Consider the following 23576-nt stretch of genomic DNA (forward strand, 5'->3'; position numbering starts at 1 on the left):
GAGGCAGGCTATTCCTCGAGATCTTTGCGGAACGGGGTATGCTCCTCCAGATATTCGCCCATCCGCTCCACCTCGCGCCGTTCGCGCCCGAGATAATCGGCGACCGCTTTGCGCAGGCCGGGGTGGGCAATGTAGTGCGCCGAATGCATGGTCACAGGCCGGTAGCCGCGCGCCAGCTTGTGTTCGCCTTGCGCACCCGCCTCGACCACCTTCAGCTTGCGTTCGATGGCGAAGTCGATGGCCTGGTGGTAGCAGACCTCGAAATGCAGGTAGGGGTGGTCCTCGATGCAGCCCCAATTGCGGCCGTAGAGCGCATCGGAGCCGATGAAGTTGATGGCGCCGGCAATGTAGCGCCCGTTGCGCCTGGCCATCACCAGCAGAATGTCGTCCGCCATGCGTTCGCCGATCAACGAGAAGAACTGGCGGTTCAGGTAGGGGCGGCCCCATTTGCGGCTGCCAGTGTCCATGTAGAAGGCGTAGAAGTCGTCCCAGGCCTTTTCGGTCAGGTCCTTGCCGGTGAGCCAGTCGATCGTGATGCCATCGGCGAGCGCTTCGCGCCGTTCCTTCTTCATCGCCTTGCGCTTGCGCGAGGCAAGCGTGGCGAGGAAGTCGTCATAGGTGGAAAAGCCTTCGTTGAAGAAGTGGAATTGCTGGTCGGTGCGATGCAGGAAGCCCGCAGCCTCAAGCGTCGCGACGTCGCTCTCCTGCGCGAAAGTGACATGTGCCGAGGATACGCCGAGCTTGTCGGTCACCATTTTGAGCCCGGCGGCAAGGCCGGCCTTCACTGCATCCTGATCCTCGCCTTTGCCGACCAGCAGGCGAGGGCCGGTGACGGGCGTGAACGGCACGGCACTTTGCAGTTTGGGATAGTAACGGCCGCCGGCGCGCTCGAAGGCATCCGACCAGCCATGATCGAACACATATTCGCCCTGGCTGTGCGACTTGAGATAGCAGGGAACCGCACCGAGCAGCCTGCCTTGCGCAGTCTCCAGCCGCAGGTGATGGCCTTGCCAGCCAGTGCGCCGAACGGCGCAGCCGGAATCCTCCAGAGCGCTCAAAAAAGCGAATGAAACCAGCGGGTTATAGCCGACTTCCGCGTCGCCGCGCGTGGTCCCGGCAAAGCCATTCCATTCATCGCAGGTAAAGGCGCCTATACCGGCGGCGATGCGGATCGCATAGTCCGCATTCGCCGTTTGTCCGTCGCCGTCGTCGCCCTGATCCATGAGGCTTATTTAAGCTCCATTCGGGCCGCTACAAGTCACGTTTCGGGCACCCTCTTCAGGCGACTTTGACCAAGTCGGGTTCGAAGCCTTCGAACGTCATCTGATCGGCATATCTAAAGGTCAGGTCGACCGCCGGCTGGTCATGCACCGTCCAGGTGATGACAGGCATTTTGAGCTTTTCGCGCACGAAGCTGACAAACGGGTTCGGCAGATCGCCGGCGGCGTAGGAGGTGAAGGAGAGCTCGTGCGCCAGCATGGAGAAATGCGCTTCGATCAGCTTGGCGTCCTTGCCATAGGCGGTCAATCCAGCCGGAATGCCGGGCGCGTGTTTGGGGAAATCGCGGATCAGCCAGTGATCGAACGACATGATCGCAGCCTTGCCCTTGTAGCGCTTCAGCATCTTGCCGACGCGTGCCACCAGGCCTTCATCGCGACCGGGAGTTCCTTTCAGCTCGACGACCATAGGCACACGGCCGTCGACGAGGTCGAGCGTTTCCTGCAGCGTCGGCACGTGATCCGCCGTGCCGCCAACCTTGAGCGCGGTAAGTTCGGCGGCGCTCCGTTGCCAGACGAACCCGTCCTGCCCGGTCAACCTTTGCAGATCATCATCATGGATGACGATGGGAACGCCATCCGACGACAGATGCACGTCGCATTCGATCGCGTAGCCGCGTTCGGCCGCGGCTGCGAAGGCGGAAAGCGTGTTTTCCCAGCGCGTCTTGTTCATGTCGTGAAAGCCGCGATGGGCAACCGGCCGGGCAGTCAGCCAGGAGAGGTCGGTCATGTCTGCACCTTCACTCATTCGACTTCGAAGACCGCTTCGATCTCCACCGCGGCATTAAGCGGCAGGGAGGCGGTACCGACGGCGGAGCGTGCGTGCTTGCCGCCTTCGCCGAACGCGGCAACCAGGAAATCGGAGGCGCCGTTGGCGACCAGATGCTGCTCGACGAAATCGGGGGCCGACGCCACGAAGACGGTGATCTTCACCAGGCGGCGGATCTTCTCGAGGTCGCCAAGTGCCGCCTTGGCTTGCGCCAGGATGTTGATGGCGCAGTATTTCGCCGCCTCCTTGCCGCTTGCCGTGTCGACGTCGCGGCCAAGCAGGCCGCTCGCCTGCAGCTTGCCGTCCTTGAGCGGCAATTGTCCCGCCGTGAACAGCAGATTGCCGGTCCTGCAATAGGGCACGTAGTTGGCGGCGGGCGCGGCGGCAACAGGAAGCGTCACGCCGAGATCACTTAGCCGCTTTTCGATTGTTTCACTCATTGCTTTTCCCTATTGCTGGAAGGTGCCGCGCTGGCCGGGCCGAAATTGCTATTTTTGCCTCGCTTCCGCCACGACTTTTTTTAAGCTGGACCATCTTTCCCTGCGGCCTGCCATCAGCCGCGACGATTGGAGTACCTCATGCGCGCAACGCGCCTTGCATTCCACGCCGTTCTGTTGTCGGCGCTGTTCCCCGTGGGCTCCGCTTTCGCCGTACCGGCGCTGCAGGCGCATCGTGCCGTCTACGATCTCACCCTCAAGAAGGCGGATGATCGCTCCGGCATCACCGGCATCACCGGCCGCATGGTCTACGAGTTCAACGGCTCGGCCTGCGAAGGCTATACGGTGAAATTCCGTTTCGTCACCCAGATCGCGACCAACGACAACACGAAGCTGACCGACCAGCAGACCACCACGTTCGAGGACGCGGAAGGCAAGATGTTTTCCTTCGTGACGAAGTCCTTCGTCGACCAGAACCTCGATAAGGAGGTCAAGGGCGTCGCGACAAAGAATGCCAAGGGCCTGAAGGTCGATATCGACAAGCCGGAGAAGAATAGTCTCGAACTCGCTGCCACCCAGTTCCCGACCCAACATCTGGTCGAGCTGATCGGCAAGGCCGAAAAAGGCGAAAACTTCTACCAGACCAACCTGTTCGATGGCTCGGAGGACGCCAACAAGGTGATGACGACCACGGTTGTCGTCGGCAAGAAGACCGAGGCCGACAAGGCCGATCCGGAAGCGCCGGCACTGGCGAAGCTTGCCGCCGACAAATATTGGCCGGTCGACATCGCCTATTTCGACGACAGCACCCAGAACGGCGAGGAAGTGCCGGAATACCGGATCAGCTTCAAGCTGCACGAGAACGGCATCACTCGTGATCTCGTCATGGACTATGGCGACTTCTCGATGACCGGCAAGCTGGTCAATCTGTCGCTGTTCGACCAGACAAAGCCTTGCCCGGTATCGAAATAGCGGCGATGCGCGAGTGAGCTGGCCGTGGCGGGCTTGATGGCGGTCTATGTCGATGCGGCGATCTGGAAGTGGGCCGGCCATCGCTGGTGCCACCTGATGGCCGACGACACCGACGAGCTGCACCGGTTCGCATCGCGGCTTGGCGTGAAGCGCTCGTCCTATCAGGGGCCGCCCAGGACATCGGCGCCACACTATGACATCACCGGTTTCGAGCGCGACCGCGCGGTACGGCTCGGCGCCATCGAATGCAGCCGCGAGGAGATCGTCGCGATCTTCCGGCGCGTGCGGGTGCCCAACGGAAAGGCCAAACTATGACACTAAAGGCATTTCTTGCTTATTGCGCCGCTGTCACGCTCGCCGCCGCCACACCGGGACCCGCGATGTTCGCCGTCATCACCAATGGCGTGTCGCGTGGTTTCCTCCGCGCCTTCATAGCCGGCGTTGGGGTCGCCGCCGGCGATGCCGTACTGGTCACCCTGGCCCTGCTCGGGCTGGTGGCCCTGGCCCAGACATTCGAATGGATCTTCCTCCTGCTGAAATATGCAGGCGCCGCCTACCTGATTTTTCTCGGCGTCAGGATGTGGAGGGCTTCGACCGCGCAAACGAACGAGCCGCAGGCGGCACCGACGAGATTGTCGCGGTTCTTCTTCCTTGGTGCGTCCATTGCGCTGGGGAATCCGAAGGCGATTCTGTTCCATGCCTCGATCATGCCGTTGATTCTCAATCTCGACACGCTGACATTTGTCGACGGCCTGCTGGTGGTGGCCGTGGTCATCAGCGTCAATATCCTCACCATGGGTGTCTATGCCGGGCTTGCTGGCCGGGCTTCGGGCTGGTTCAGGACGCCCAGGCGCATGCGGCTGATGAACAGGTTTGCCGGCAGCGCCATGATCGGCACCGGAGCGCTGATTGCCGCACGCTAGGCGTTAAAGCGCTACACGGCTTGCGTTTGCAGCACTTCCCCTCTATATGCGCGCTCATTCCACACACGGACTTTGGTGTCTGCCCGGGAGAAATCCGGCTGAGACCTCCGGTGGCGTTCGAGGATTTCGGTCCACAAATGCCTGTGTCCGTGGAGGCTAACCGGAAAGGAAATGAGAATGGCACTGCCTGATTTCAGCATGCGCCAGCTTTTGGAAGCTGGCATTCACTTCGGCCACCAGACCCACCGCTGGAACCCGAAGATGGCGCCTTACATCTACGGCGCCCGCAACAACATCCACATCATCGACCTCTCGCAGACGGTGCCTTTGCTGCACCAGGCGCTGAAGCAGGTTTCCGACACCGTTGCCAAGGGCGGCCGCGTGCTGTTCGTCGGCACCAAGCGGCAGGCGTCCGACATCGTCGCCGATGCGGCACAGCGTTCGGCCCAGTACTACGTCAATTCGCGTTGGCTCGGCGGCATGCTGACCAACTGGAAGACGATCTCGAACTCGATCCAGCGGCTGCGCAAGCTCGACGAGATGCTGGCCGGCGAGGCGCAAGGCCTGACCAAGAAGGAACGCCTGAACCTCGACCGTGAGCGCGAGAAGCTCGACAAGGCGCTCGGCGGCATCAAGGACATGGGCTCGACGCCCGACCTGATGTTCGTGATCGACACCAACAAGGAGGCGATCGCCATCCTCGAGGCGAAGCGTCTCGGCATCCCGGTCGTCGCCATCATCGATTCGAACTGCGATCCGGACAAGATCGACTTCCCGATCCCCGGCAATGACGACGCGGCCCGCGCCATCCAGCTCTATTGCGACCTGATCGCCAAGGCTGCGATCGACGGCATCGCCCGTCAGCAGGGCGCGCTCGGCGTCGACATCGGCGCTTCGGTCGAAGCTCCGGTCGAACCGGCGCTCGATCCGGCTCCGGCGTCGGAAGCCCCAGAGGCTTGATAATCGAAGGCCGGCTTGCGGCCTTCATCTTTCTCATATTTTGGCACGCTAAACAGACGCACCGTCGAGATTCGATGGTGCGTCGGCGCATTTGAAACAAAGAGGCGACAATGAGCATTTCGGCTGCACAGGTCAAAGAACTCCGCGACTTGACCGGCGCGGGCATGATGGACTGCAAGGCGGCGTTGAACGAGACCAACGGCAACATGGAAGAGGCCGTCGACTGGCTGCGCAAGAAGGGCATTTCCAAAGCCGACAAGAAGGCCGGCCGCACTGCCGCCGAAGGCCTGATCGGCGTCGACAATGGCGTGCGCGAAGCTGCCGTCGTCGAGGTGAATTCCGAGACCGACTTCGTCGCCCGCAACGCCGCCTTCCAGGAAATCGTCGCCAACGTCGCCAAGGTGGCGCTTGCCTACGGCACGACCGAGGCTGTGGCTGCGGCGAAGTATCCGGGCTCCGACAAGTCGGTCACCGACACCATCAAGGACGCTGTCGGCACCATTGGCGAGAACCTGGGCTTCCGCCGCTCGGCCAAGCTGACCGTTCCGCATGGCGCGGTTGCGACCTACGTCCACAATTCGGTTGCCGATGGCCTTGGCAAGCTCGGCGTGCTGGTCGCGATCGAGACCACCGGCAACGAGCATGCCGCCAATGCCTTCGGCCGCCAGGTCGCCATGCATGTCGCCGCCACCAATCCGATGGCGCTGACCGCCGAGCAGATCGACCCGGCAGCGGTCGAGCGCGAGAAGGCCATCTTCTCCGACCAGGCGCGCCAGTCCGGCAAGCCGGAAGCGATCATCGAGAAGATGGTCGAGGGTCGCCTGCGCAAGTTCTATGAAGAAGTCGTGCTCTTGAAGCAGGCGTTCGTGCTCAATCCCGATATCACCGTCGAGAAGGCGCTGAAGGATGCCGAAAAGGAAATCGGCGCGCCCGCCAAGATCACGGCCTATCTGCGCTTCGCGCTTGGCGAGGGCATCGAGAAGGAAGAGTCCGATTTCGCCGCGGAAGTCGCTGCGGCGGTCAAGAAGTAAGCGTCCTACCGCATTATTGCGACTGTGTTTTTCGGCCTGATGTCCGCAAGGATGTCAGGCCGATTTCGTTTGCGGTGTCGATAAAGGCCCTGAGCTTCGGCGCCATCGCGGCGCGGCGCGGGAAGTAGAGGAAAAGGCCGGGTTCCTCGATCGCAGATTGCGGCAGAACCTGCACCAGGCGCCCGGCCGCCAGATCCGCGCGCGCCAGCGGCTCGAACATATAGGCGAGGCCGACGCCAGCGAGCGCCAGATCAATGGCGGCCAGCGAGTCCGTCACGATGGCCGTACCGCTGGTGTCCATGACCACATCCTTGCCATCCCAGGTCAAATCCCAGCGATAGAGGGCACCCGAGCGGACAAGCCGGTACCCGATGCAATTGTGGTTCGCGAGATCGGCCACGCTGCGCGGACGCCCACGTCGTCCGATATAGGCGGGAGAGGCGACGACGACGACTTTGAAGGGCGGCGTCAGTCGGATGGCCACCATGTCCTGCGCGATCATCTCGCCGAGCCGGATGCCGGCGTCAAAACCTTCGCCGACGATGTCGACCAATCCCTGATCGGCAAAAACCTCCACCGTAATGTCGGGATAGCGCTCGGCCATCGCGGCGACGACCGGCGTCACCGCCAATGGGATCGCGATGTTGGAGGCATTGAGCCTGAGCAGGCCAGACGGCCTGCCCTTGACGCTGCGGATGCGGTCCATCTGCTCGGCAATGTCCTGGAGGGCAGGGGCGGCCGTTTCCACCAGCGCCTTGCCGGCCTCGGTGAGCGAAACGCTGCGCGTCGTGCGCGCAAACAGCGGCTGGCCGATCCGCTCCTCGACGAGGCGCACCGCATGGCTGACCGCCGACGGGCTCATACCGAGTTCGGCCGCCGCAAGCGCGAAGCCGCCGCGCCGTGCAACGGCGACGATGACAGGCAGATGAGAGAGCAGATCCCGATCCATTCATGAATGATATCGCATGGTCCTTGCGAACAATGCAATCTAATCGATGCCAAGACACCGATCCATATTGTCGCCGACACATCCGCGGTTGGCTGATGGCATTGAGGAGAAGAGACATGAATGCGTTGAAGCACGTAACTTTCGCGGCCGGCGTGGCGCTGTCACCGGTCGATGCCGGCGGGGCGGAACCATCCGGCTGGCAAGCGCTCGCGGACGAACGCGCGGTCATCCGCATCGCCGATGCCATCGACCGCGCCGTCGACGCGCAGGACTGGAAGCGCGCGCGCTTCTATTTCGCGGATCGGGTCACCGCCGACTTCAGCAGCCTGTCCGGGCAGCCCGCGGCCAACATTGCGTCCGACGATCTGATCGGCGCCTGGGCCGGCAATCTCAAGGGCAGCAAGACCAGCCTGCACCTGCGCACCAATCACCAGGTCGTTCTCGAGGCGGACAGCGCGACCGTTCTGTCGAACGGCTATGCCTGGAACCGGATGGAGGGCAATGGCGATCCGCTGTGGGAAGTCTGGGGCACGTATGAGCACCACCTGACACGTTCTGGCTCCGTCTGGAAAGTCGATGGCTTCACCTTCCGCATGACGCATGAACGCGGCAATCCCTGGGTCAAGGCGACCCCGGGCCAATGACGCCCGCACCAACCGGATCAGGATCGGAAAAGACAATGACGATGAGCTACTACACACTCGGCAACAGCGGCCTGCGCGTCAGCCGGCTGGCGCTGGGCACGATGACCTTCGGCACGGAATGGGGCTGGGGCGCGGACCGGGACACGGCGCGCGCGATGTTCGACGCCTATGTCGAGGCTGGCGGCAATTTCTTCGACACCGCAGACCTATATACCGGCGGCACGGCCGAGACCTGGCTCGGTGAATTCGTGGCCGAGCGAGGCTTGCGCGACAAGGCGGTGATCGCCACCAAATTCACCATGAACTCGAACCCCGGCAATCCCAACGCCGGCGGCAATGGCCGCAAGAACATCATGCGTGCCGTCGACGCCTCGCTGAAGCGGCTGGGCACCGACTACATCGATCTCTATCTCATGCATATCTGGGACAGGCTGACGCCGGCCGAGGAAGTGCTGCGGACCCTCGACGATCTGGTTCGGGCGGGCAAGATACGTCACATCGGCCTGTCCGACGTGCCGGCCTGGTATGCCGGACGGGCTCAGGCGATCGCCGAACTGCGCGGCTATGAGCCGATCTCGGCGTTGCAGCTCGAATACTCCCTGGCGGAGCGTGCCATCGAGCATGAATTCGTGCCGTTCGGGACACGCCATGGCGCCGGCATCATGGTCTGGAGCCCGCTGGCCAGCGGGCTGTTGAGCGGCAAATACCGCCCGGCGCAAGCGGGCAATGCCGGCCGGCTCGACGGCTTCCGCAACACCACCCATCCAGGCTTCCAGAAATTTACCGAGCACAACTGGGCTGTTGTGGCGGAGTTGGAGAAGGTCGCCGCCGAGCTCGGCCGCGGCATGGCTCAGGTGGCGCTCAACTGGGTGGCGACACAGCCAGGAATTGCCACCGTCATCCTTGGAGCAACGAGGCTTTCGCAGTTGCAGGACAATCTCGCGGCGCTCGATTTCTCCATACCGCCCGCGCTTCGCCAGCGGCTGGACAAGGTGAGCGGCACGCCGGCGCCGTTCCCGCATTCCTATTTCGGTCCCGAGATCCAGGTCCGTGTCGCCGGCGGTGTCGTGACCGGCGACAAGCCGTCCGGTTATGCATTGCCGGTGGTGGTCGAAGGCGAGGCCGTTGCCATCAGCAGCAATTGATCCAAAAAGCCTGGAATTTTGCACAAGGGCGCGGCGTGACATCGCTGCGCCCTTCGTGTATCCGGTCAACCCGTCATGACAGCACCGCCGGACGAAGCAGGAGGCCTTTTTTCGCCTTCGGAGCTTGCCGCGCCGGGATTTTCGAGGAACCAGATGACGGTGAAGCCCCTCTACCGACGTGTTCTGCTGAAAGCTTCGGGCGAAGCGTTGATGGGCGAACAGCATTTCGGCATCGACGTCTCGGTCGTCGACCGCATTGCCGGCGACATCGCCGAGGCGCGCGCGCTGGGCATCGAGGTGGGTGTCGTCATTGGCGGCGGCAATATCTTTCGCGGCGTGGCCGTCGCCTCCAAGGGCGGGGACCGCGTTACCGGCGACCATATGGGCATGCTTGCCACGGTCATCAATTCGCTGGCGCTGCGCACATCGCTGAACAAGATCGGCGTCGACGCCGTCGTGCTGTCCGCGATCGCCATGCCCGAGCTTTGCGAGAGCTTTTCGCAGCGCCAGGCGACCGCCTACATGAACCAGGGCAAGGTGGTGATCTTCGCCGGCGGCACCGGCAATCCGTTCTTCACCACTGATTCGGCTGCCGCGCTCCGTGCGGCCGAAATCGGCGCCGACGCGCTGTTCAAGGGCACGCAGGTCGACGGCGTCTATTCGGCCGACCCGAAAAAGGACCCCAGCGCGACGCGTTTCGAGCGCATCAGCCACGCCGAAGTCATAAATCGCGGGCTTTCGATCATGGATACGGCTGCGATTGCACTTGCGCGCGAAAACAACATTCCGATAATCGTCTATTCGATCCACGAAAAGGGCGGTTTCGGGGATATTCTGAGGGGCGGCGGCCGCTGTACGGTCGTCGCGGACGAGTGATCCGGGGCCTGATCCCGAAGAAGGGAAGCCGGGTTTCGAAATCAGGCTCGAACACGGGGCCTTGCCCCGAAGCAGTGAACCCGCGGCAGACGGGTCGAGGAGACTAAAATGAGTGGTGAGTACGACGATCTCAAGCGGCGCATGGATGGGGCAATCGCGGCGTTCAAGCATGATCTGGCCTCGCTGCGGACCGGCCGCGCGTCCAGCAACCTGCTCGACGCGATCCAGGTGCAAGCCTATGGCACCACCATGCCGATCAATCAGGTGGCCAACGTCACCGTGCCGGAGCCGCGCATGATCTCGGTCTCGGTCTGGGACAAGTCGATGGTCGGCGCGGTCGACCGCGCGATCCGGGAATCCAATCTGGGCTTCAACCCGATCGTCGACGGCACCAATCTGAGGATTCCGCTGCCGGAGCTCAACGAACAGCGCCGCAAGGAGCTGGTCAAGATTTCGCACGGCTATGCCGAGAACGCGCGTGTCGCCGCGCGCCATGTGCGGCGCGACGGCATGGACTTCCTGAAGAAGGCGGAGAAGGACGGCGACATCAGCGAGGACGACCAGCGCAAGCGTTCCGACCAGGTCCAGAAACTTACCGACGAAACCATCAGCACCATCGATCATCTGCTTTCCGACAAGGAAGCTGAAATCATGCAGGTTTAGGGTTGGCCCTTGGCTGATCCGAAAGCGAGATCATGACAACGCCCGCGCATGTCGCGATCATCATGGATGGAAATGGACGCTGGGCCAAGGCGCGCGGCATGCCGAGGCTCGCGGGTCATCGCGCTGGCGTCGAGGCGCTGCGCAAGGCGGTGCGCGCCGCCCCCGGTCTCGGCATCTCCTTCCTGACCGTCTATGCTTTCTCGTCGGAGAACTGGTCGCGGCCGAAGTCCGAGGTCAGTGACCTTATGGGTCTGTTGAAGCTGTTCATCCGTCGCGACCTTGCCGAGCTACACCAGAGCGGCGTGCGGGTCAGGATCATCGGCGACCGGGCAGGGCTGCAGGCGGACATCAGGGGACTGCTCGAGGAAGCCGAATCGCTGACGATCAACAACACCTCGCTGACGCTGGTGATCGCCTTCAATTACGGCGGGCGCGACGAGATCGTCCGCACCGCGCGCAAGCTTGCCCTGGCCGTGGCGCGCGGTGAAATCGATAGCGAGGCGATCACCGCCGAAAGCTTTGCCGGCTCTCTCGACACGCAAGGCATTCCCGATCCGGAGCTGGTCATCCGCACCAGCGGCGAGCTTCGCCTGTCCAACTTCCTCTTGTGGCAGGCTGCCTACAGCGAACTCGTCTTCCTGCCCTGCTACTGGCCGGACTTCAATCGCGAGCACCTCGCCGAGGCCTTGCGCGAATATGCCGGCCGCGAGCGCCGCTTCGGCGGACTGGACCCGCAAGACGTCGCTTCGCGACCGGCCGCCGGATGAGCAACCTTCAGCTGCGTGTGATTTCGGCGGTCGTGCTCGCCATTGTCGCCCTTGGCCTGACCTGGCTTGGCGGCCTGCCTTTCCGGCTGCTGTGCGCGGTCATGTCGGCAATGATCTTTTATGAGTGGACACGTATGTCGCGGCCCGCCGCGGCCGACGGGCTTGGTTTGCTGCCGGAAGCGCTGATGGTCATTTTCGTCGGCGCCTTGATCGCTGGCCTGTCCGCATTGTGGCTGCTGCCGCTGGTCGTGATTCTGGTTGCGATAACGGCGACCAGCGCGGGAATTCGCAAAATCGGCCAGTGGGACGCTGGCGGCCTTGCCTATGCCTGCGCGTCGGGCCTGTCGCTTGCCCTGCTGCGCGATGGCGACCATTCGGGCCTCGTCGCCATTCTGTTCCTGTTCGCGGTCGTCTGGGCAACCGACATTTTTGCCTATTTTGTCGGACGCGCTGTCGGCGGGCCTAAACTGGCGCCGTCGATTTCGCCAGGCAAGACGCGTAGCGGCGCGTTCGGCGGGGCGGTCGGTGGCGTCGTCGCGGGACTTCTGCTGGCAGCCATTGCTGGCGCCGGCAACCTGGCGTTGCTCGGCCTTGTGGCGCTGGTGCTGTCAGTTGTCGCCCAAGCCGGCGACCTGTTCGAGTCCTGGGTCAAACGGCGGCACGGTTGCAAGGATTCCGGCGTGCTCATTCCTGGCCATGGCGGCATCATGGATCGCGTCGACGGGCTTGTCGCGGCCGCTCTTGCCCTATACGTCATCGGTTGGATTTCTGCGGGTGCCGACCATCCGGCACAGGGGCTGTTTCCCATTTGAATGCTGTCATGCCACGATCTGGCGCCGACGTGCCTTGGATTCGCCTGGATTGATGTCACAGTCACGCCGCGACCGCGGAAGAACTTGAGGGCCTGAGTTGAACGAGATTCTTCACGCGATTTTCAGCACCGAAGGCCTCTTTCTCGGCACGCTCGTGCCGTTTCTCTTCGTGCTCACCGTGGTGGTGTTCGTTCACGAGATGGGCCACTACCTCGTTGGCCGCTGGTGCGGCATCGGGGTCAAGGCCTTCTCGATCGGCTTCGGTCCGGAGCTCATCGGCTTCAACGACAGGCATGGCACGCGCTGGAAGCTTTGCGCCATACCGCTCGGCGGTTACGTCAAGTTTGTCGGCGACATGAGCGCCACCTCCAGCCAGCCGACATCGGAAGAGCTCGAAACGCTGACCGACGAGGAACGCAAGGTTGCCTTCCACACCCAGGCGATCTGGAAGCGCGCGGCAACGGTGGCGGCCGGGCCGCTGTTCAACTTCCTGCTGGCGATCGTGGTCTTTTCCGTGCTGTTTGCCTCCTATGGGCGTTATGTCGCGGAGCCCATGGTGGCGGAGGTTACCGCCGACAGCCCGGCGGCCAAGGCCGGCATTTTGCCTGGCGACCGATTCGTCAGCGTCGACGGCAGCAAGGTCGAAACTTTCGGAGACGTGCAGCGGCTGGTTTCGGGCCGGGCCGGCGACACCATCACCTTTGTCATGCTGCGCAACGGCAAGGAGGTCACGGTGACCGCGTCGCCGCGGCTGATGGAGCAGGAGGACGCGCTCGGCAACAAGGTCAAGGTTGCGGTGATCGGCGTCGTCAACAACAAGGAACTCGGCCAACCCCGTCTCATCACCTACACCCCCGTTGGGGCGGTCGCGGCGGCGGTTGAGGAAACGGGCCACGTCATCGAGCGCACCGGACAGTTCCTGCAACGCTTCGCGGTCGGGCGCGAGGACAAGTGCCAGCTGGGTGGCCCGGTCAAGATCGCCGACATGGCCGGCAAGGCTGCCAAACTCGGTTTCGAGTGGCTGGTGCAGCTTGTCGCGCTGCTGTCCGTGGGGATAGGCATTCTAAACCTTTTGCCGATTCCCCCCCTCGACGGCGGCCATCTGTTGTTCTACGGGGTGGAGGCCGTCATCCGCCGGCCAGTGTCGGAACGGATGATGGAAATGGCCTATCGGGCTGGTCTGCTTGTGGTGCTGTGCTTCATGGGGTTCGTGTTCTGGAACGATCTCTTTGGGTGCTGAAATCATGAAGGAATTTGGCCTGGGCATGGGCGATGTTGAGACGCCGTTTACCATGCACGGGGATATGAGTGACGCGAAAGCCACGCAACAGGGTTAAGTAAATACAAATTAACCAGAAGCCTTGCGTGTAGGGAAAATCCGGTTAATACGGTAGGGGAAATGACCGCACGTCCGGTTTTCTCGCCGTGGGGACTACGAGAAAAGGTTATTAAGCCCGATGAAGGCAGCATCCAAGTTTCTAAACGCCGCGTCAGCGGCGGCACTGTCCGCCGCTCTGGTCGTACCAGGTGCGTTCGCAGTGCAGTTCGTTGCCACATCGGCGGCCGAAGCCGCTGTCGTAAGCAGGGTTGAGGTGAGCGGCAACCAGCGTGTCGACGCCGATACCATCCGCAATTACATCACCATCAAGCCGGGCAAGGCTTTCTCCAGCTCCGATGTCGACGCCGCGGTCAAGGCGCTGTTCGGCACCGGCCTGTTCTCGGATGTCCAGATCAATCAGGTCGGCTCGACCCTGGTGGTCAAGGTTTCGGAATACAAGGTCGTCAACCAGGTGCTGTTTCAGGGCAACAAGAAGCTCAAGGACAACGCGCTTCAGGCAGCGGTTCAGCTGAAGCCGCGCGGCACGTTCTCGCAGGCCACGCTCGATTCGGACGTCGAGGCGGTCAAGGCCGCTTACAGGCGCATCGGCCGTGACGATGCCGGCGTGACCGCGCAGGTCATGGAGCTCGGCGACAACCGCGTGAACGTGGTCTTCCACGTCACCGAAGGCGATCGCACGCAGATCGCGGCAATCAATTTCGTCGGCAACAGCGCCTATTCCAGCCGCCGCCTGTCGGATGTGATCAACACCAAGCGTTCATCCTGGGTCTCGTTCATCCTGCGCGATGACGTCTATGACGAAGACAAGCTGCGCGCCGACCAGGAATTGCTGCGCCGTTTCTACTACAATCACGGCTATGCCGATTTCCAGGTCGTGTCCGCCGTCGGCGAACTCGACAATGCGACCAACAAATACACGGTCACCATCACCGTCCAGGAAGGCGATCGCTATAATTTCGGCGACATCAGCGTCGAAAGCACGATCCCGGAAGTGGACTCCAAGTCGCTGGAATCGGTGGTCGAAACCCGCAAGGGTGATGTCTACAACGCCAAGGATGTCGAAGACTCGATCATCGCGTTGACGGAAAAGGTAGCCGGTTCCGGCTATGCCTTCGCGCAGGTGACGCCGCGCGGCGACCGCAACTTCGAGAACCACACGATCTCGGTTGTCTACACGGTGGACCAGGGCACCAAGGCCTATGTCGAGCGCATCGAGATCCGCGGCAACGATCGTACGCGTGACTATGTCATCCGCCGCGAATTCGATGTCAGCGAAGGCGACGCGTTCAACCAGGTGCTCATCCAGCGCGCGAAGAAGCGCCTGGAAGACCTGAATTATTTTGACAAAGTCGACATTTCGACCGTGCCTGGCTCGGCCCCTGACCAAGTCGTGCTGGTCGTCGACGTGGTCGAGAAGTCGACCGGTGAGTTCTCGATCGGCGCCGGCTATTCGACCGGTGGCGACGCGGCCGGACCGTCGGTCGAAGGATCGATCACCGAGCGCAACTTCCTCGGCCGTGGCCAGTTCATCAAGCTGTCGGCCGGCGGCGGCAAGAACTCGCGTGACTACAGCCTGTCGTTCACCGAGCCTTATTTTCTCGGGCGGCGCATCGCTGCCGGTTTCGACATCTACAGGTCGACGCGGGAATACAACAACAACTACGACAGCGACACCACCGGCGCGACGATCCGCTTCGGGCTGCCGATCACCAACAGCATCACGACCCAGTTGGCGTATAATATCTCGCAGGAGAAATATAAGGTCGACGATAGTTGCGGTCCTACCTCCATCGGAGATCCCGACGGCAGCTGTAACATCTCACAGGCCATTCTGGACGGCATCGAGCAGAGTCCGTGGATCAAGTCTTCGGTCAGCCTGGGGCTGGTCTACAACACGATCGACGACATGAAGAACCCGCATGAGGGGATCTACGCCAACACGACCGTGGAGGTCGCGGGTCTCGGTGGCGATGCCAAATTCGTGAAGATCACCGGACGGGGCAGCATCTATCAGACGCTGTCCGAACAGCTTGACCTTGTCGGGCTCCTTTCGGGCGGGGCCGGTCATGTCGAGGGATATGGCAACGGCGACCTGCGCATCTTCGATCACTTCCAGAGCAACGACCGCATGATCCGCGGCTTTGCCTATGGTGGTATCGGCCCGGTTGCCAGCGACACCAGCGGTGACCACCTGGGTGGCACGACCTACTTCAACGCTTCGGCCGAAGCCCAGTTCCCGCTGCCGGTTGTTCCGGAGAGCTTCGGCTTGCGTGGCGCGGTGTTCGCCGATGCGGCGACGCTCTATGGCAGCAAGCTTGCGACTGGGCTGGTCGATCAAGATTCTACCGGCATGAAGTTGCGCGCCTCGGTCGGTCTCGGCCTGATGTGGGCCTCGCCCTTCGGCCCGATCCGTATCGACTATGCGATCCCGGTCAGGAAAGAGGCGAGCGACGACGTGCAGGAATTCAACTTCGGCATATCGACCCGCTTCTGATCGGCGGCCAACGATGCTCCCGGGTTTTGGATCCGGGAGAAATGTTCCGACCTAGCTGGATATAGCTTCTGGAATGACCGATCCGGTGTTCTTCGCGCCATCACGCCGGTATACGGCGGCCGAAGTCGCGAATCTGACTGGCTCGGTGCTTGTCGATTCGGGCCAATCCGACGTTTCGATCGAAGCGTTGGCGCCAGCCAGTGAAGGCGGCGCCAACGCGCTCGTCTTCGTCGATGGCAGGCGTAATTCCGCGCTGATGCCGTCGCTGCGGGCGGCTGCGGTGCTGTGTCCGGCGGAATTCGCGAACAAGGCGCCTCCCGGCATCGCCGTCCTGATCCATCCGCGGCCGCAACAGGCTTTCGCGCTGGTTGGGCGCCTGCTGTTCCCGACAGCCGCCACGCCGGGGCCGATGACTGGCGAAACCGGCGTTTCGCCGCATGCCCATGTCGACCCGACCGCGCATGTCGAAGCCGGCGTCGTCATCGAGGCCGGCGCCGTCGTCGGGCCTGGCGTCTCGATCGGCAGCGGCACCGTCATTGCGCCGAACGCCGTCATCGGACAGTCCTGCCAGATCGGCCGTGACGGATATGTCGGCCCGGGCGCCAGCATCCAGTACGCACTGATCGGCAATCGGGTCATCATCCATGGTGGGGCCAGGATCGGCCAGGACGGCTTTGGCTTTGTCGGCGGCGCCAAGGGCCCGGAACGGGTCCCGCAAATCGGACGCGTCGTCATCCAGGATGATGTCGAGATCGGCTCCAATTCCACAGTCGATCGCGGCGCGATGTCCGATACGATCATTGGGCAAGGCACAAAGATCGACAATCTCGTGCAGATCGCCCATAACGTCCGCATCGGTCGCAATTGCATAGTGGCCGGGCTTTCGGGTATTTCCGGTTCCGTGGTGGTGGGTGACAATGTCACTATGGGCGGCGGCGTCGGGCTTGCGGATCATCTGACGATTGGTACAGGTGCCAAGCTTGCCGCCAGAAGTGGATTTATGAGCAATGTTCCCGCCGGCGAGATATGGGGTGGCTATCCGGCACAGCCGATGGCGGAAGCCATGCGAGAGATAGCCATGTTGCGCACGATGGCCAGAGCACGCAAGCAGGGCAAGGACAATGGCTGACATGGTGGCGGCGACAACGCTGGAAGCGGTTGACATATTGGGGCTGATGAAGCTCCTGCCGCACCGTTACCCCTTCCTCATGATCGACCGCATCGTGGACATCGATGGTGACGACTCCGCTATCGGCATCAAGAACGTGACCATAAACGAGCCGCATTTTCAGGGGCATTTCCCGGAGCAGCCGGTGATGCCGGGCGTGCTCATCGTCGAGGCCATGGCGCAGACGGCCGGCGCCATCTGCATTCGCAGCCTCGGGGCGTCGAAACCGTCGCTGGTCTATTTCCTGACCATCGACAACGCAAAATTCCGCAAACCGGTCGTTCCCGGCGACCAGTTGAAGATCCATGTCAAGAAAATCAAGAAGCGCGGCAACCTGCTCAAATTCGCCTGCGAAGCCCTGGTCGAAGGTACCAAGGCGGCCGAGGCCGAGATTTCAGCCATGATGGTCACCGGCGACTGACGATCGAGTGCCTATGAAAATCAAGACGTCAATCCATCCTTCCTCCGTCGTCGAAGAAGGCGCCCAGATCGGCCAGGGGGTACGCATTGGGCCGTTCTGCCATGTCAGCGCCGATGCCGTGATCGGCGACGGTGTCGAACTGGTCAGCCATGTCTCGGTGATGGGCGCTACCACTATCGGGGCGTCGACCAAGGTCTATCCGATGGCGATCCTGGGCGCGCCGCCGCAGAATACCAAGCACAAGGGCGGCCGCACCACACTCGTCATCGGCGCCAACTGCACCATCCGCGAAGGCGTGACCATGCATGTCGGCACCGACACCAGCCGCGGCGAAACGACGGTGGGCGACAATGGCAATTTCCTTGCCTACGCCCATATCGCCCATGATTGCGCCGTCGGCAAGAACGCCACCTTCGCCAACGGCGCGACGCTGGGCGGACACTGCGAAATCGGTGACAACGTCTATATTGGCGGCCTCAGCGCCGTCCATCAATTTGTGCGCGTTGGCGACAACGCCTTTCTTGGCGGGTGCTCGGCTTTTGTTGGTGATGTCATTCCCTATGCCATCGCGGTCGGCAACCGCGCCAGCTTGCGCGGCTTGAACATCATCGGCCTCAAGCGCGCCGGTTTGCCGCGTTCCGAAATCTATCTGCTGCGCAAGGCCTACAAGACGATCTTCGACCGCTCCCGCACCGTCGGTGAGAATATCGAGTTCGCCAAGGCCGAGTTCGCCTCGTCACCAACTGCAATGAAGATCATCGATTTCATCACCAGTCGCGGCAAGCGGCACTATGCGGTGCCATCGCTAAAGGGCGGCGATGGCGACGTCACCGATGACGAAGGCTGAGGCCAGCTCGGCAGGCTTCGTTCTCGCGCCGGGCGCCAGGGTCGGCATCATTGCCGGCGGCGGCAGCCTGCCGGTCGAAGTCGCCGAAGGGCTGGCGGAGGGCGGACATCCGCCCGTCATCATCTTGGTCGAAGGCCAGGCCGACCGTCAGTCCGAGCTCACGGTCTATGAGCATGAAAGCCTTGCCCTGGAAGACATCGGCTCGCTGGCTGCCTTGCTGAGGCGCCGGCGGATCAGCCATCTCGTGCTTGCCGGCGAGATCAGGCGCAGGCCGCGTCTGATCGACATGCGCCCGAGCTTCGGCCTGCTGGCTGTGATATCCTCCGCCGCCATGGCGCTTGCGCGCGGCGATGACGGCCTGTTGAAGATATTGACCCGAGGCCTGGAGGCGCGCGGCATCAAGGTCGTCGGCGCGCACGAAGTCGTGCCGAAACTTGTCGCGACTGAGGGGCCGCTGACCAAGGCAGTGCCGCGAAAGTCGGACTGGCGCGACATCGAGGCGGCGCATGCGGCGGCAAAGGCCATCGGCGCGCTCGACATCGGCCAGGCCGCTATTGCGATCGGCGGTCGCGTCATTGCCCTGGAAGGCATCGAGGGCACCGGCGGTCTGCTCGAGCGGACGCAGCAACTGCGTGGCCATGGCAGGCTCGCCGGCAAAACGCGCGGCGTCCTGGTTAAATGCGCCAAGCCCGGCCAGGAACTGCGCGCCGATCTTCCCTCTATCGGCCCGCAAACGGTCGAGGCGGCGCATGAAGCCGGCCTTGCCGGCATTGCCGTCGAAGCCGGCCGCTCGTTGATCCTCGAAGGGCCGACTGTCGTTGCGCGCGCCAATGCGCTCGGTCTGTTCGTGATCGGCCTGCCGGCCGCGGGGCCTGCCCATGGCAGCTGAGAAGCCGCTGAAGATCGCGATCGTCGCCGGCGAAGAATCCGGCGACCTGCTTGGCGCCGACATCGTCCAGGCCCTGAAACGCATGACCGGGCGCGAGGTGCGCCTCGTCGGCATTGGCGGGCGGCATCTGCGGGCGCTTGGGCTGGCGCCGCTGTTCGACGGATCAGAGATCGCACTGATGGGGCTCAGCGCCATCCTGCGCGACCTGCCGCGCCTGATGCGGCGGATCAGCCAGACGGCAAGTGCCGTCGCCGCTGAAAAGCCCGACTGCCTCATCACCATCGACAGCCCTGACTTTTCGCTGCGCGTCGCCAAAAAGGTTCGAGCCGCCGATCCGAACATCCCGATCGTCCACTATGTCTGCCCGAGCGTCTGGGCGTGGCGGCCGGGCAGGGCGGCGGCGATGAAGCCCTACGTCGACCACATACTGTGCATCCTGCCTTTCGAAGTGAAGGAACTCAGCCGCCTCGGTGGCCCGTCCGGCACCTATGTCGGACATCGCCTGACGCATGATCCCGGCGTACTTGGCGCGGCCAAGGCGCAAGGCCAGCCGCGCGATCTCTCGGGCGATCGTGTCAAGACGCTGCTCGTCCTGCCGGGATCGCGGCGCGGCGAAGCGAGCCGGCTTATTGGTCCGTTTGGTGAGACGGTCTCGGCATTGCGGGCGCGCGGACATCGCTTGCGCCTGCTGTTGCCGACGGTGCCGCATGTCGCTGACCTGATCAAAACATCGGTCGCTCGCTGGGATGAAAAGCCTGAGATCATCCTTGAGCCTGAGCGCAAATGGCAGGCCTTCGGCAAAGCCGATGCGGCACTGATCGCCTCGGGAACAGTGTCGTTGGAACTGGCGCTGTCCGGCGTGCCGATGATCTCGTGCTACCGGCTCGATCCGGTGATGCGCATGGCCCAGGGGCTGGTCACGGTGTGGAGTGCGGCCCTGCCCAATCTGATTGCCGACCAGATCGTGGTGCCGGAGCACTACAACCAATATGTGCGGCCGCGCTATCTGGCGCGGCAGCTCGAGGCGCTGTTTTCAGACACCGGCTACCGAGCCTGGCAGAAGGACGGCTTTGCGGAAGTGGCAAGGCGGATGGCGACCGACAGGCCCTCCGGCGATATCGCTGCGGAGGTGGTGATGGGGTGCATCAAGAGCAATCAGTAGGCAGTGGGCAGGCCTATTCCCTACAGCCCAATCCCTATTGCCTCATCTCTTCGCAATCGGTACGTAGTCGCGCTCCGGCGCGCCGGTGTAGAGCTGGCGCGGGCGACCGATCTTCTGGCGCGGATCCTCGATCATTTCCTTCCACTGCGCGATCCAACCGACCGTGCGGGCGACCGCGAACAGCACGGTGAACATGGTGGTGGGGAAGCCCAGCGCCTTCAGCGTGATGCCGGAGTAGAAGTCGACGTTCGGATAGAGCTTCTTCTCGATGAAATAGGGATCGGTCAGCGCGATCTTTTCCAGCTCCATCGCGATGTCGAGCAGCGGATCATCCTTGATGCCGAGCTCGCCCAGGACCTCATGCGCCGTCTTCTGCATGATCTTGGCACGCGGATCGTAGTTCTTGTAGACGCGGTGGCCAAAGCCCATCAACCGGAACGGATCGTTCTTGTCCTTGGCACGGGCGATGAATTCCGGGATATGATCGACATGGCCGATCTCGCCCAGCATGTTGAGCGCCGCTTCGTTGGCGCCGCCATGGGCCGGGCCCCACAAGCAAGCGATCCCGGCGGCAATGCAGGCGAAGGGGTTGGCGCCCGAAGAGCCGGCGAGACGAACGGTCGAGGTCGAAGCGTTCTGCTCGTGGTCGGCGTGCAGGATGAAGATGCGCTCCATGGCGCGCGCCAGCACCGGGTTGATCTTGTATTCCTCGCACGGCACGGCAAAGCACATATGCAGGAAGTTTGCCGCGAAACCGAGATCGTTCTTCGGGTAAATGAAGGGCTGGCCGATGTGGTACTTGTAGGCCATGGCCGCGATCGTCGGCATTTTGGCGATCAGGCGCATGGACGCAACCATGCGCTGGTACGGGTCGGAGATGTCGGTCGAGTCGTGATAGAAGGCCGACAGCGCGCCAACCACGCCGCACATCACCGCCATCGGGTGCGCGTCGCGGCGGAAGCCGGTAAAGAAGCGCGACATCTGCTCGTGCACCATGGTGTGGCGCGTCACGCGGTAATCGAAATCGTCCTTCTGCGCCTTGGTGGGCAGTTCGCCGTAGAGCAGGAGATAGCAGACTTCGAGGAAATCGCCATGTTCGGCCAATTGGTCGATCGGGTAGCCGCGGTGCAGGAGGATGCCGGCATCACCATCGATGAAGGTGATTTCCGACTCGCAGCTTGCCGTCGAGGTGAAGCCGGGGTCATAGGTGAAAGCGCCGGTGGTGCTGTAGAGCGAGGCGATGTCGATGACGTCAGGTCCGACCGAGCCGCTTCGCACCTTGAATTCGTGGGTCTTGCCGGCGAATTCGAGCGTTGCCGTGGCCTCTTGGCCGCCCACATCCAGTTTTTTCGCAGCTTCGGTCATTGCAAACTCCTTCTTGTTTCCTCATGCCGGCAAAGGCAAATTCCGCAGAGCGACACGTCGAAATCACCGCAATGCGCGTCTTCGCCACCGCATTCTAGGAGGTGCGTGCCAGATTGGGCCAAGACATAATGTTGCACTGCGAAACGCGCCTTTCAATGCCAATCTTCTTGGGCCAGTTTGCTGCTAATCGATTTGATCCGCTATGCGGGCCAGGCTTTCCTCACGCCCCAGCACGGCCAGCACGTCGAATACGCCCGGTGAAGTGCTTTTGCCGGTCAAGGCAGCACGCAACGGCTGGGCCACGGCACCAAGCTTATGGCCGCCAGTCAGGGCGTACTCGCGGATGGCGGCCTCAGCCGTGGCCGCCGTCCACTCACCCGACAGCGACTTCAAAGCTTCGTGAGCGCCGCGCAGGATCTTGCGGGCATCGTCATTGAGCAGGAGCGCCGCCTTGTCGTCGATCGGCAGCGGCCGCGCGGCAAACAGGAAGGCAGCGCCGTCGACGAGCTCGACCAGCGTCTTGGCGCGCTCCTTCAGGCCCGGAAGGGCTGCCAGCAACTGCGCCTTGTTCTTCTCGTCGAGGCGCGCCGCCATCGCCGGGCCGCCCTCCAGATAAGGCAAGGTGGCGATGAAAATGTCGAACAATTCGGAATCGGCCATGCGGCGCATATGGACGCCGTTCAACGCCTCGAGCTTAGCGAAATCGAAGCGCGCCGCGCCCTTGTTGACGTCGCCGATGTCGAACCACGAGATCATGTCCTTGATCGACATGATCTCGTCGTCGCCATGGCTCCAGCCGAGACGCGCCAAGTAATTGAGCAGGGCCTCCGGCAGATAGCCCATGGCGCGATAGGCCTCGACACCAAGCGCGCCGTGGCGCTTCGACAGTTTGGCGCCGTCGGCGCCATGGATCAGCGGGATATGCGACATCGAAGGCACGTCCCAGCCCATGGCGTTGTAGATCACGGTCTGGCGGGCGGCGTTGGTCAGGTGATCATCGCCACGGATGATGTGGGTGACGCCCATGTCGTGGTCGTCGACGACGACGGCGTGCATATAGGTCGGGTTGCCGTCCGAGCGCAGGATGATGAAGTCGTCGAGATCCTTGTTGGGGAAGCGCACCTCGCCCTGGACCCGATCCTGCACCACCGTCTCGCCCTCGGTCGGTGCCTTGATGCGGATGGCGCCCCTGACGCCGGCGGGTGCCTCCGACGGATCGCGCTCACGCCAGTGGCCGTTATAGCGTGGCGGCAGGCCCTTGGCGCGTGCTGCCTCGCGCATCGCCTCGAGCTCGGCTGAAGTCTCGTAGCTGTAATAGGCCTTGCCCAGCCGCACCAGTTCCTCGGCCACCTCACGATGGCGCGGCGCCCGCTCGAATTGGGAAACCGCATCGCCGTCCCATGACAGGCCGAGCCAGGTCAGGCCGTCGAGAATGGCTGATGTGGCCGCATCGGTCGAACGCTCCCGATCGGTGTCCTCGATGCGCAGCAGCATCGTACCGCCGGTATGCTTGGCATAGAGCCAGTTGAACAGTGCCGTGCGCGCGCCGCCGATGTGCAGATAGCCGGTCGGCGAGGGGGCAAAACGGGTGATGACCTTGTCGGACATGGAACTCTCGGAAAACGTCTGAAGCTGGGTGCGGAGGGCGCGGACTTTCGCGCTTCGC

The 23576-nt window shown here is 62.7% G+C and carries 24 protein-coding genes; 18 read left to right on the top strand and 6 right to left on the bottom strand.

Annotated elements, in window-relative coordinates; translation table 11 throughout:
• Positions 1-8: 8 nt before the first annotated feature.
• From EN824_RS06565 to EN824_RS06575, 3 genes are read right to left on the bottom strand one after another with little or no spacing between them, the layout of a single operon-like run.
• Positions 9-1223: a GNAT family N-acetyltransferase gene (locus tag EN824_RS06565; protein ID WP_135864611.1), complete on the bottom strand. Its 1215-nt coding sequence runs from the start codon at positions 1221-1223 to the stop codon at positions 9-11.
• 55 nt (positions 1224-1278) lie between these two features.
• Complete coding sequence (locus tag EN824_RS06570) at positions 1279-2007, bottom strand: glycerophosphodiester phosphodiesterase (protein WP_127872564.1); 729 nt, start codon at positions 2005-2007, stop codon at positions 1279-1281.
• Positions 2008-2021: 14 nt separating this feature from the next.
• A complete protein-coding gene (locus EN824_RS06575) occupies positions 2022-2486 on the bottom strand; it encodes a RidA family protein (RefSeq protein ID WP_135931995.1) in 465 nt (154 codons plus the stop codon).
• A 138-nt stretch (positions 2487-2624) separates the two neighbouring features.
• On the opposite strand from EN824_RS06575, the gene EN824_RS06580 reads away from it, so the two are divergent.
• The 5 genes from EN824_RS06580 to tsf all read left to right on the top strand — a co-directional run bounded on the left by EN824_RS06580 (position 2625) and on the right by tsf (position 6369).
• Positions 2625-3455 (top strand): cell envelope integrity EipB family protein, encoded by an 831-nt coding sequence (locus EN824_RS06580; protein ID WP_135864616.1) that lies wholly within the window; start codon positions 2625-2627, stop codon positions 3453-3455.
• Positions 3456-3491: 36 nt separating this feature from the next.
• The gene (locus EN824_RS06585; RefSeq protein WP_127277856.1) at positions 3492-3770 is read left to right on the top strand and encodes a DUF4031 domain-containing protein; all 279 of its coding nucleotides are present in this window, start codon (positions 3492-3494) and stop codon (positions 3768-3770) included.
• A complete protein-coding gene (locus tag EN824_RS06590) occupies positions 3767-4378 on the top strand; it encodes a LysE family translocator (RefSeq protein WP_135931996.1) in 612 nt (203 codons plus the stop codon). Before EN824_RS06585 ends, EN824_RS06590 begins: the two co-directional genes overlap by 4 nt.
• Before the next feature lie 177 nt (positions 4379-4555).
• Positions 4556-5338 (top strand): 30S ribosomal protein S2, encoded by a 783-nt coding sequence (gene rpsB / locus EN824_RS06595; protein WP_023777441.1) that lies wholly within the window; start codon positions 4556-4558, stop codon positions 5336-5338.
• Positions 5339-5448: 110 nt separating this feature from the next.
• Positions 5449-6369 carry a translation elongation factor Ts gene (gene tsf, locus EN824_RS06600; protein WP_027142611.1) on the top strand — a complete coding sequence of 307 codons (921 nt, stop codon included), beginning with the start codon at positions 5449-5451 and terminating at the stop codon, positions 6367-6369.
• A 13-nt stretch (positions 6370-6382) separates the two neighbouring features.
• Here the strand turns inward: tsf and EN824_RS06605 are convergent, their stop codons facing one another.
• Complete coding sequence (locus tag EN824_RS06605; RefSeq protein WP_135931997.1) at positions 6383-7318, bottom strand: LysR family transcriptional regulator; 936 nt, start codon at positions 7316-7318, stop codon at positions 6383-6385.
• Positions 7319-7434: 116 nt separating this feature from the next.
• On the opposite strand from EN824_RS06605, the gene EN824_RS06610 reads away from it, so the two are divergent.
• From EN824_RS06610 to lpxB, 13 genes are all read left to right on the top strand, one after another.
• Positions 7435-7962 (top strand): nuclear transport factor 2 family protein, encoded by a 528-nt coding sequence (locus tag EN824_RS06610; protein WP_127872489.1) that lies wholly within the window; start codon positions 7435-7437, stop codon positions 7960-7962.
• Positions 7963-7997: 35 nt separating this feature from the next.
• A complete protein-coding gene (locus tag EN824_RS06615; protein ID WP_127277851.1) occupies positions 7998-9107 on the top strand; it encodes an aldo/keto reductase in 1110 nt (369 codons plus the stop codon).
• 153 nt (positions 9108-9260) lie between these two features.
• Positions 9261-9983 (top strand): UMP kinase, encoded by a 723-nt coding sequence (pyrH, locus tag EN824_RS06620; protein ID WP_027142616.1) that lies wholly within the window; start codon positions 9261-9263, stop codon positions 9981-9983.
• Positions 9984-10091: 108 nt separating this feature from the next.
• Positions 10092-10646 carry a ribosome recycling factor gene (frr, locus tag EN824_RS06625; protein WP_027142617.1) on the top strand — a complete coding sequence of 185 codons (555 nt, stop codon included), beginning with the start codon at positions 10092-10094 and terminating at the stop codon, positions 10644-10646.
• A gap of 32 nt (positions 10647-10678) precedes the next feature.
• On the top strand, positions 10679-11413 hold the full coding sequence (locus EN824_RS06630; RefSeq protein ID WP_127277852.1) for an isoprenyl transferase: 735 nt from the start codon (positions 10679-10681) through the stop codon (positions 11411-11413).
• Positions 11410-12225, top strand: a complete 816-nt coding sequence (locus tag EN824_RS06635; protein WP_135864622.1) for a phosphatidate cytidylyltransferase — start codon at positions 11410-11412, stop codon at positions 12223-12225. Before EN824_RS06630 ends, EN824_RS06635 begins: the two co-directional genes overlap by 4 nt.
• A gap of 97 nt (positions 12226-12322) precedes the next feature.
• A complete protein-coding gene (gene rseP / locus EN824_RS06640) occupies positions 12323-13465 on the top strand; it encodes an RIP metalloprotease RseP (protein ID WP_127277854.1) in 1143 nt (380 codons plus the stop codon).
• A 217-nt stretch (positions 13466-13682) separates the two neighbouring features.
• Positions 13683-16058 carry an outer membrane protein assembly factor BamA gene (gene bamA, locus EN824_RS06645; protein WP_127277855.1) on the top strand — a complete coding sequence of 792 codons (2376 nt, stop codon included), beginning with the start codon at positions 13683-13685 and terminating at the stop codon, positions 16056-16058.
• A 73-nt stretch (positions 16059-16131) separates the two neighbouring features.
• Entirely contained in the window at positions 16132-17187 is a 1056-nt protein-coding gene (gene lpxD / locus EN824_RS06650) for a UDP-3-O-(3-hydroxymyristoyl)glucosamine N-acyltransferase (RefSeq protein WP_135864624.1), read from the top strand.
• Entirely contained in the window at positions 17180-17647 is a 468-nt protein-coding gene (gene fabZ, locus EN824_RS06655; protein ID WP_015317790.1) for a 3-hydroxyacyl-ACP dehydratase FabZ, read from the top strand. The genes lpxD and fabZ overlap by 8 nt, the downstream gene beginning before the upstream one ends.
• Positions 17648-17660: 13 nt before the next feature.
• Positions 17661-18494, top strand: a complete 834-nt coding sequence (gene lpxA / locus EN824_RS06660; protein ID WP_135864626.1) for an acyl-ACP--UDP-N-acetylglucosamine O-acyltransferase — start codon at positions 17661-17663, stop codon at positions 18492-18494.
• Positions 18481-19383: a UDP-2,3-diacylglucosamine diphosphatase LpxI gene (lpxI, locus tag EN824_RS06665; RefSeq protein WP_245512046.1), complete on the top strand. Its 903-nt coding sequence runs from the start codon at positions 18481-18483 to the stop codon at positions 19381-19383. Before lpxA ends, lpxI begins: the two co-directional genes overlap by 14 nt.
• Entirely contained in the window at positions 19373-20545 is a 1173-nt protein-coding gene (gene lpxB / locus EN824_RS06670) for a lipid-A-disaccharide synthase (protein WP_135931998.1), read from the top strand. The genes lpxI and lpxB overlap by 11 nt, the downstream gene beginning before the upstream one ends.
• A gap of 42 nt (positions 20546-20587) precedes the next feature.
• On the opposite strand, the gene gltA is transcribed toward lpxB, so the two are convergent.
• A complete protein-coding gene (gene gltA / locus EN824_RS06675; RefSeq protein ID WP_015317794.1) occupies positions 20588-21910 on the bottom strand; it encodes a citrate synthase in 1323 nt (440 codons plus the stop codon).
• A 183-nt stretch (positions 21911-22093) separates the two neighbouring features.
• The gene (gene gltX / locus EN824_RS06680; RefSeq protein ID WP_127279455.1) at positions 22094-23518 is read right to left on the bottom strand and encodes a glutamate--tRNA ligase; all 1425 of its coding nucleotides are present in this window, start codon (positions 23516-23518) and stop codon (positions 22094-22096) included.
• Positions 23519-23576: the final 58 nt, after the last annotated feature.

The organism is Mesorhizobium sp. M8A.F.Ca.ET.181.01.1.1 (genome assembly GCF_004792025.1).
In the GTDB taxonomy this organism is placed as follows: domain Bacteria; phylum Pseudomonadota; class Alphaproteobacteria; order Rhizobiales; family Rhizobiaceae; genus Mesorhizobium.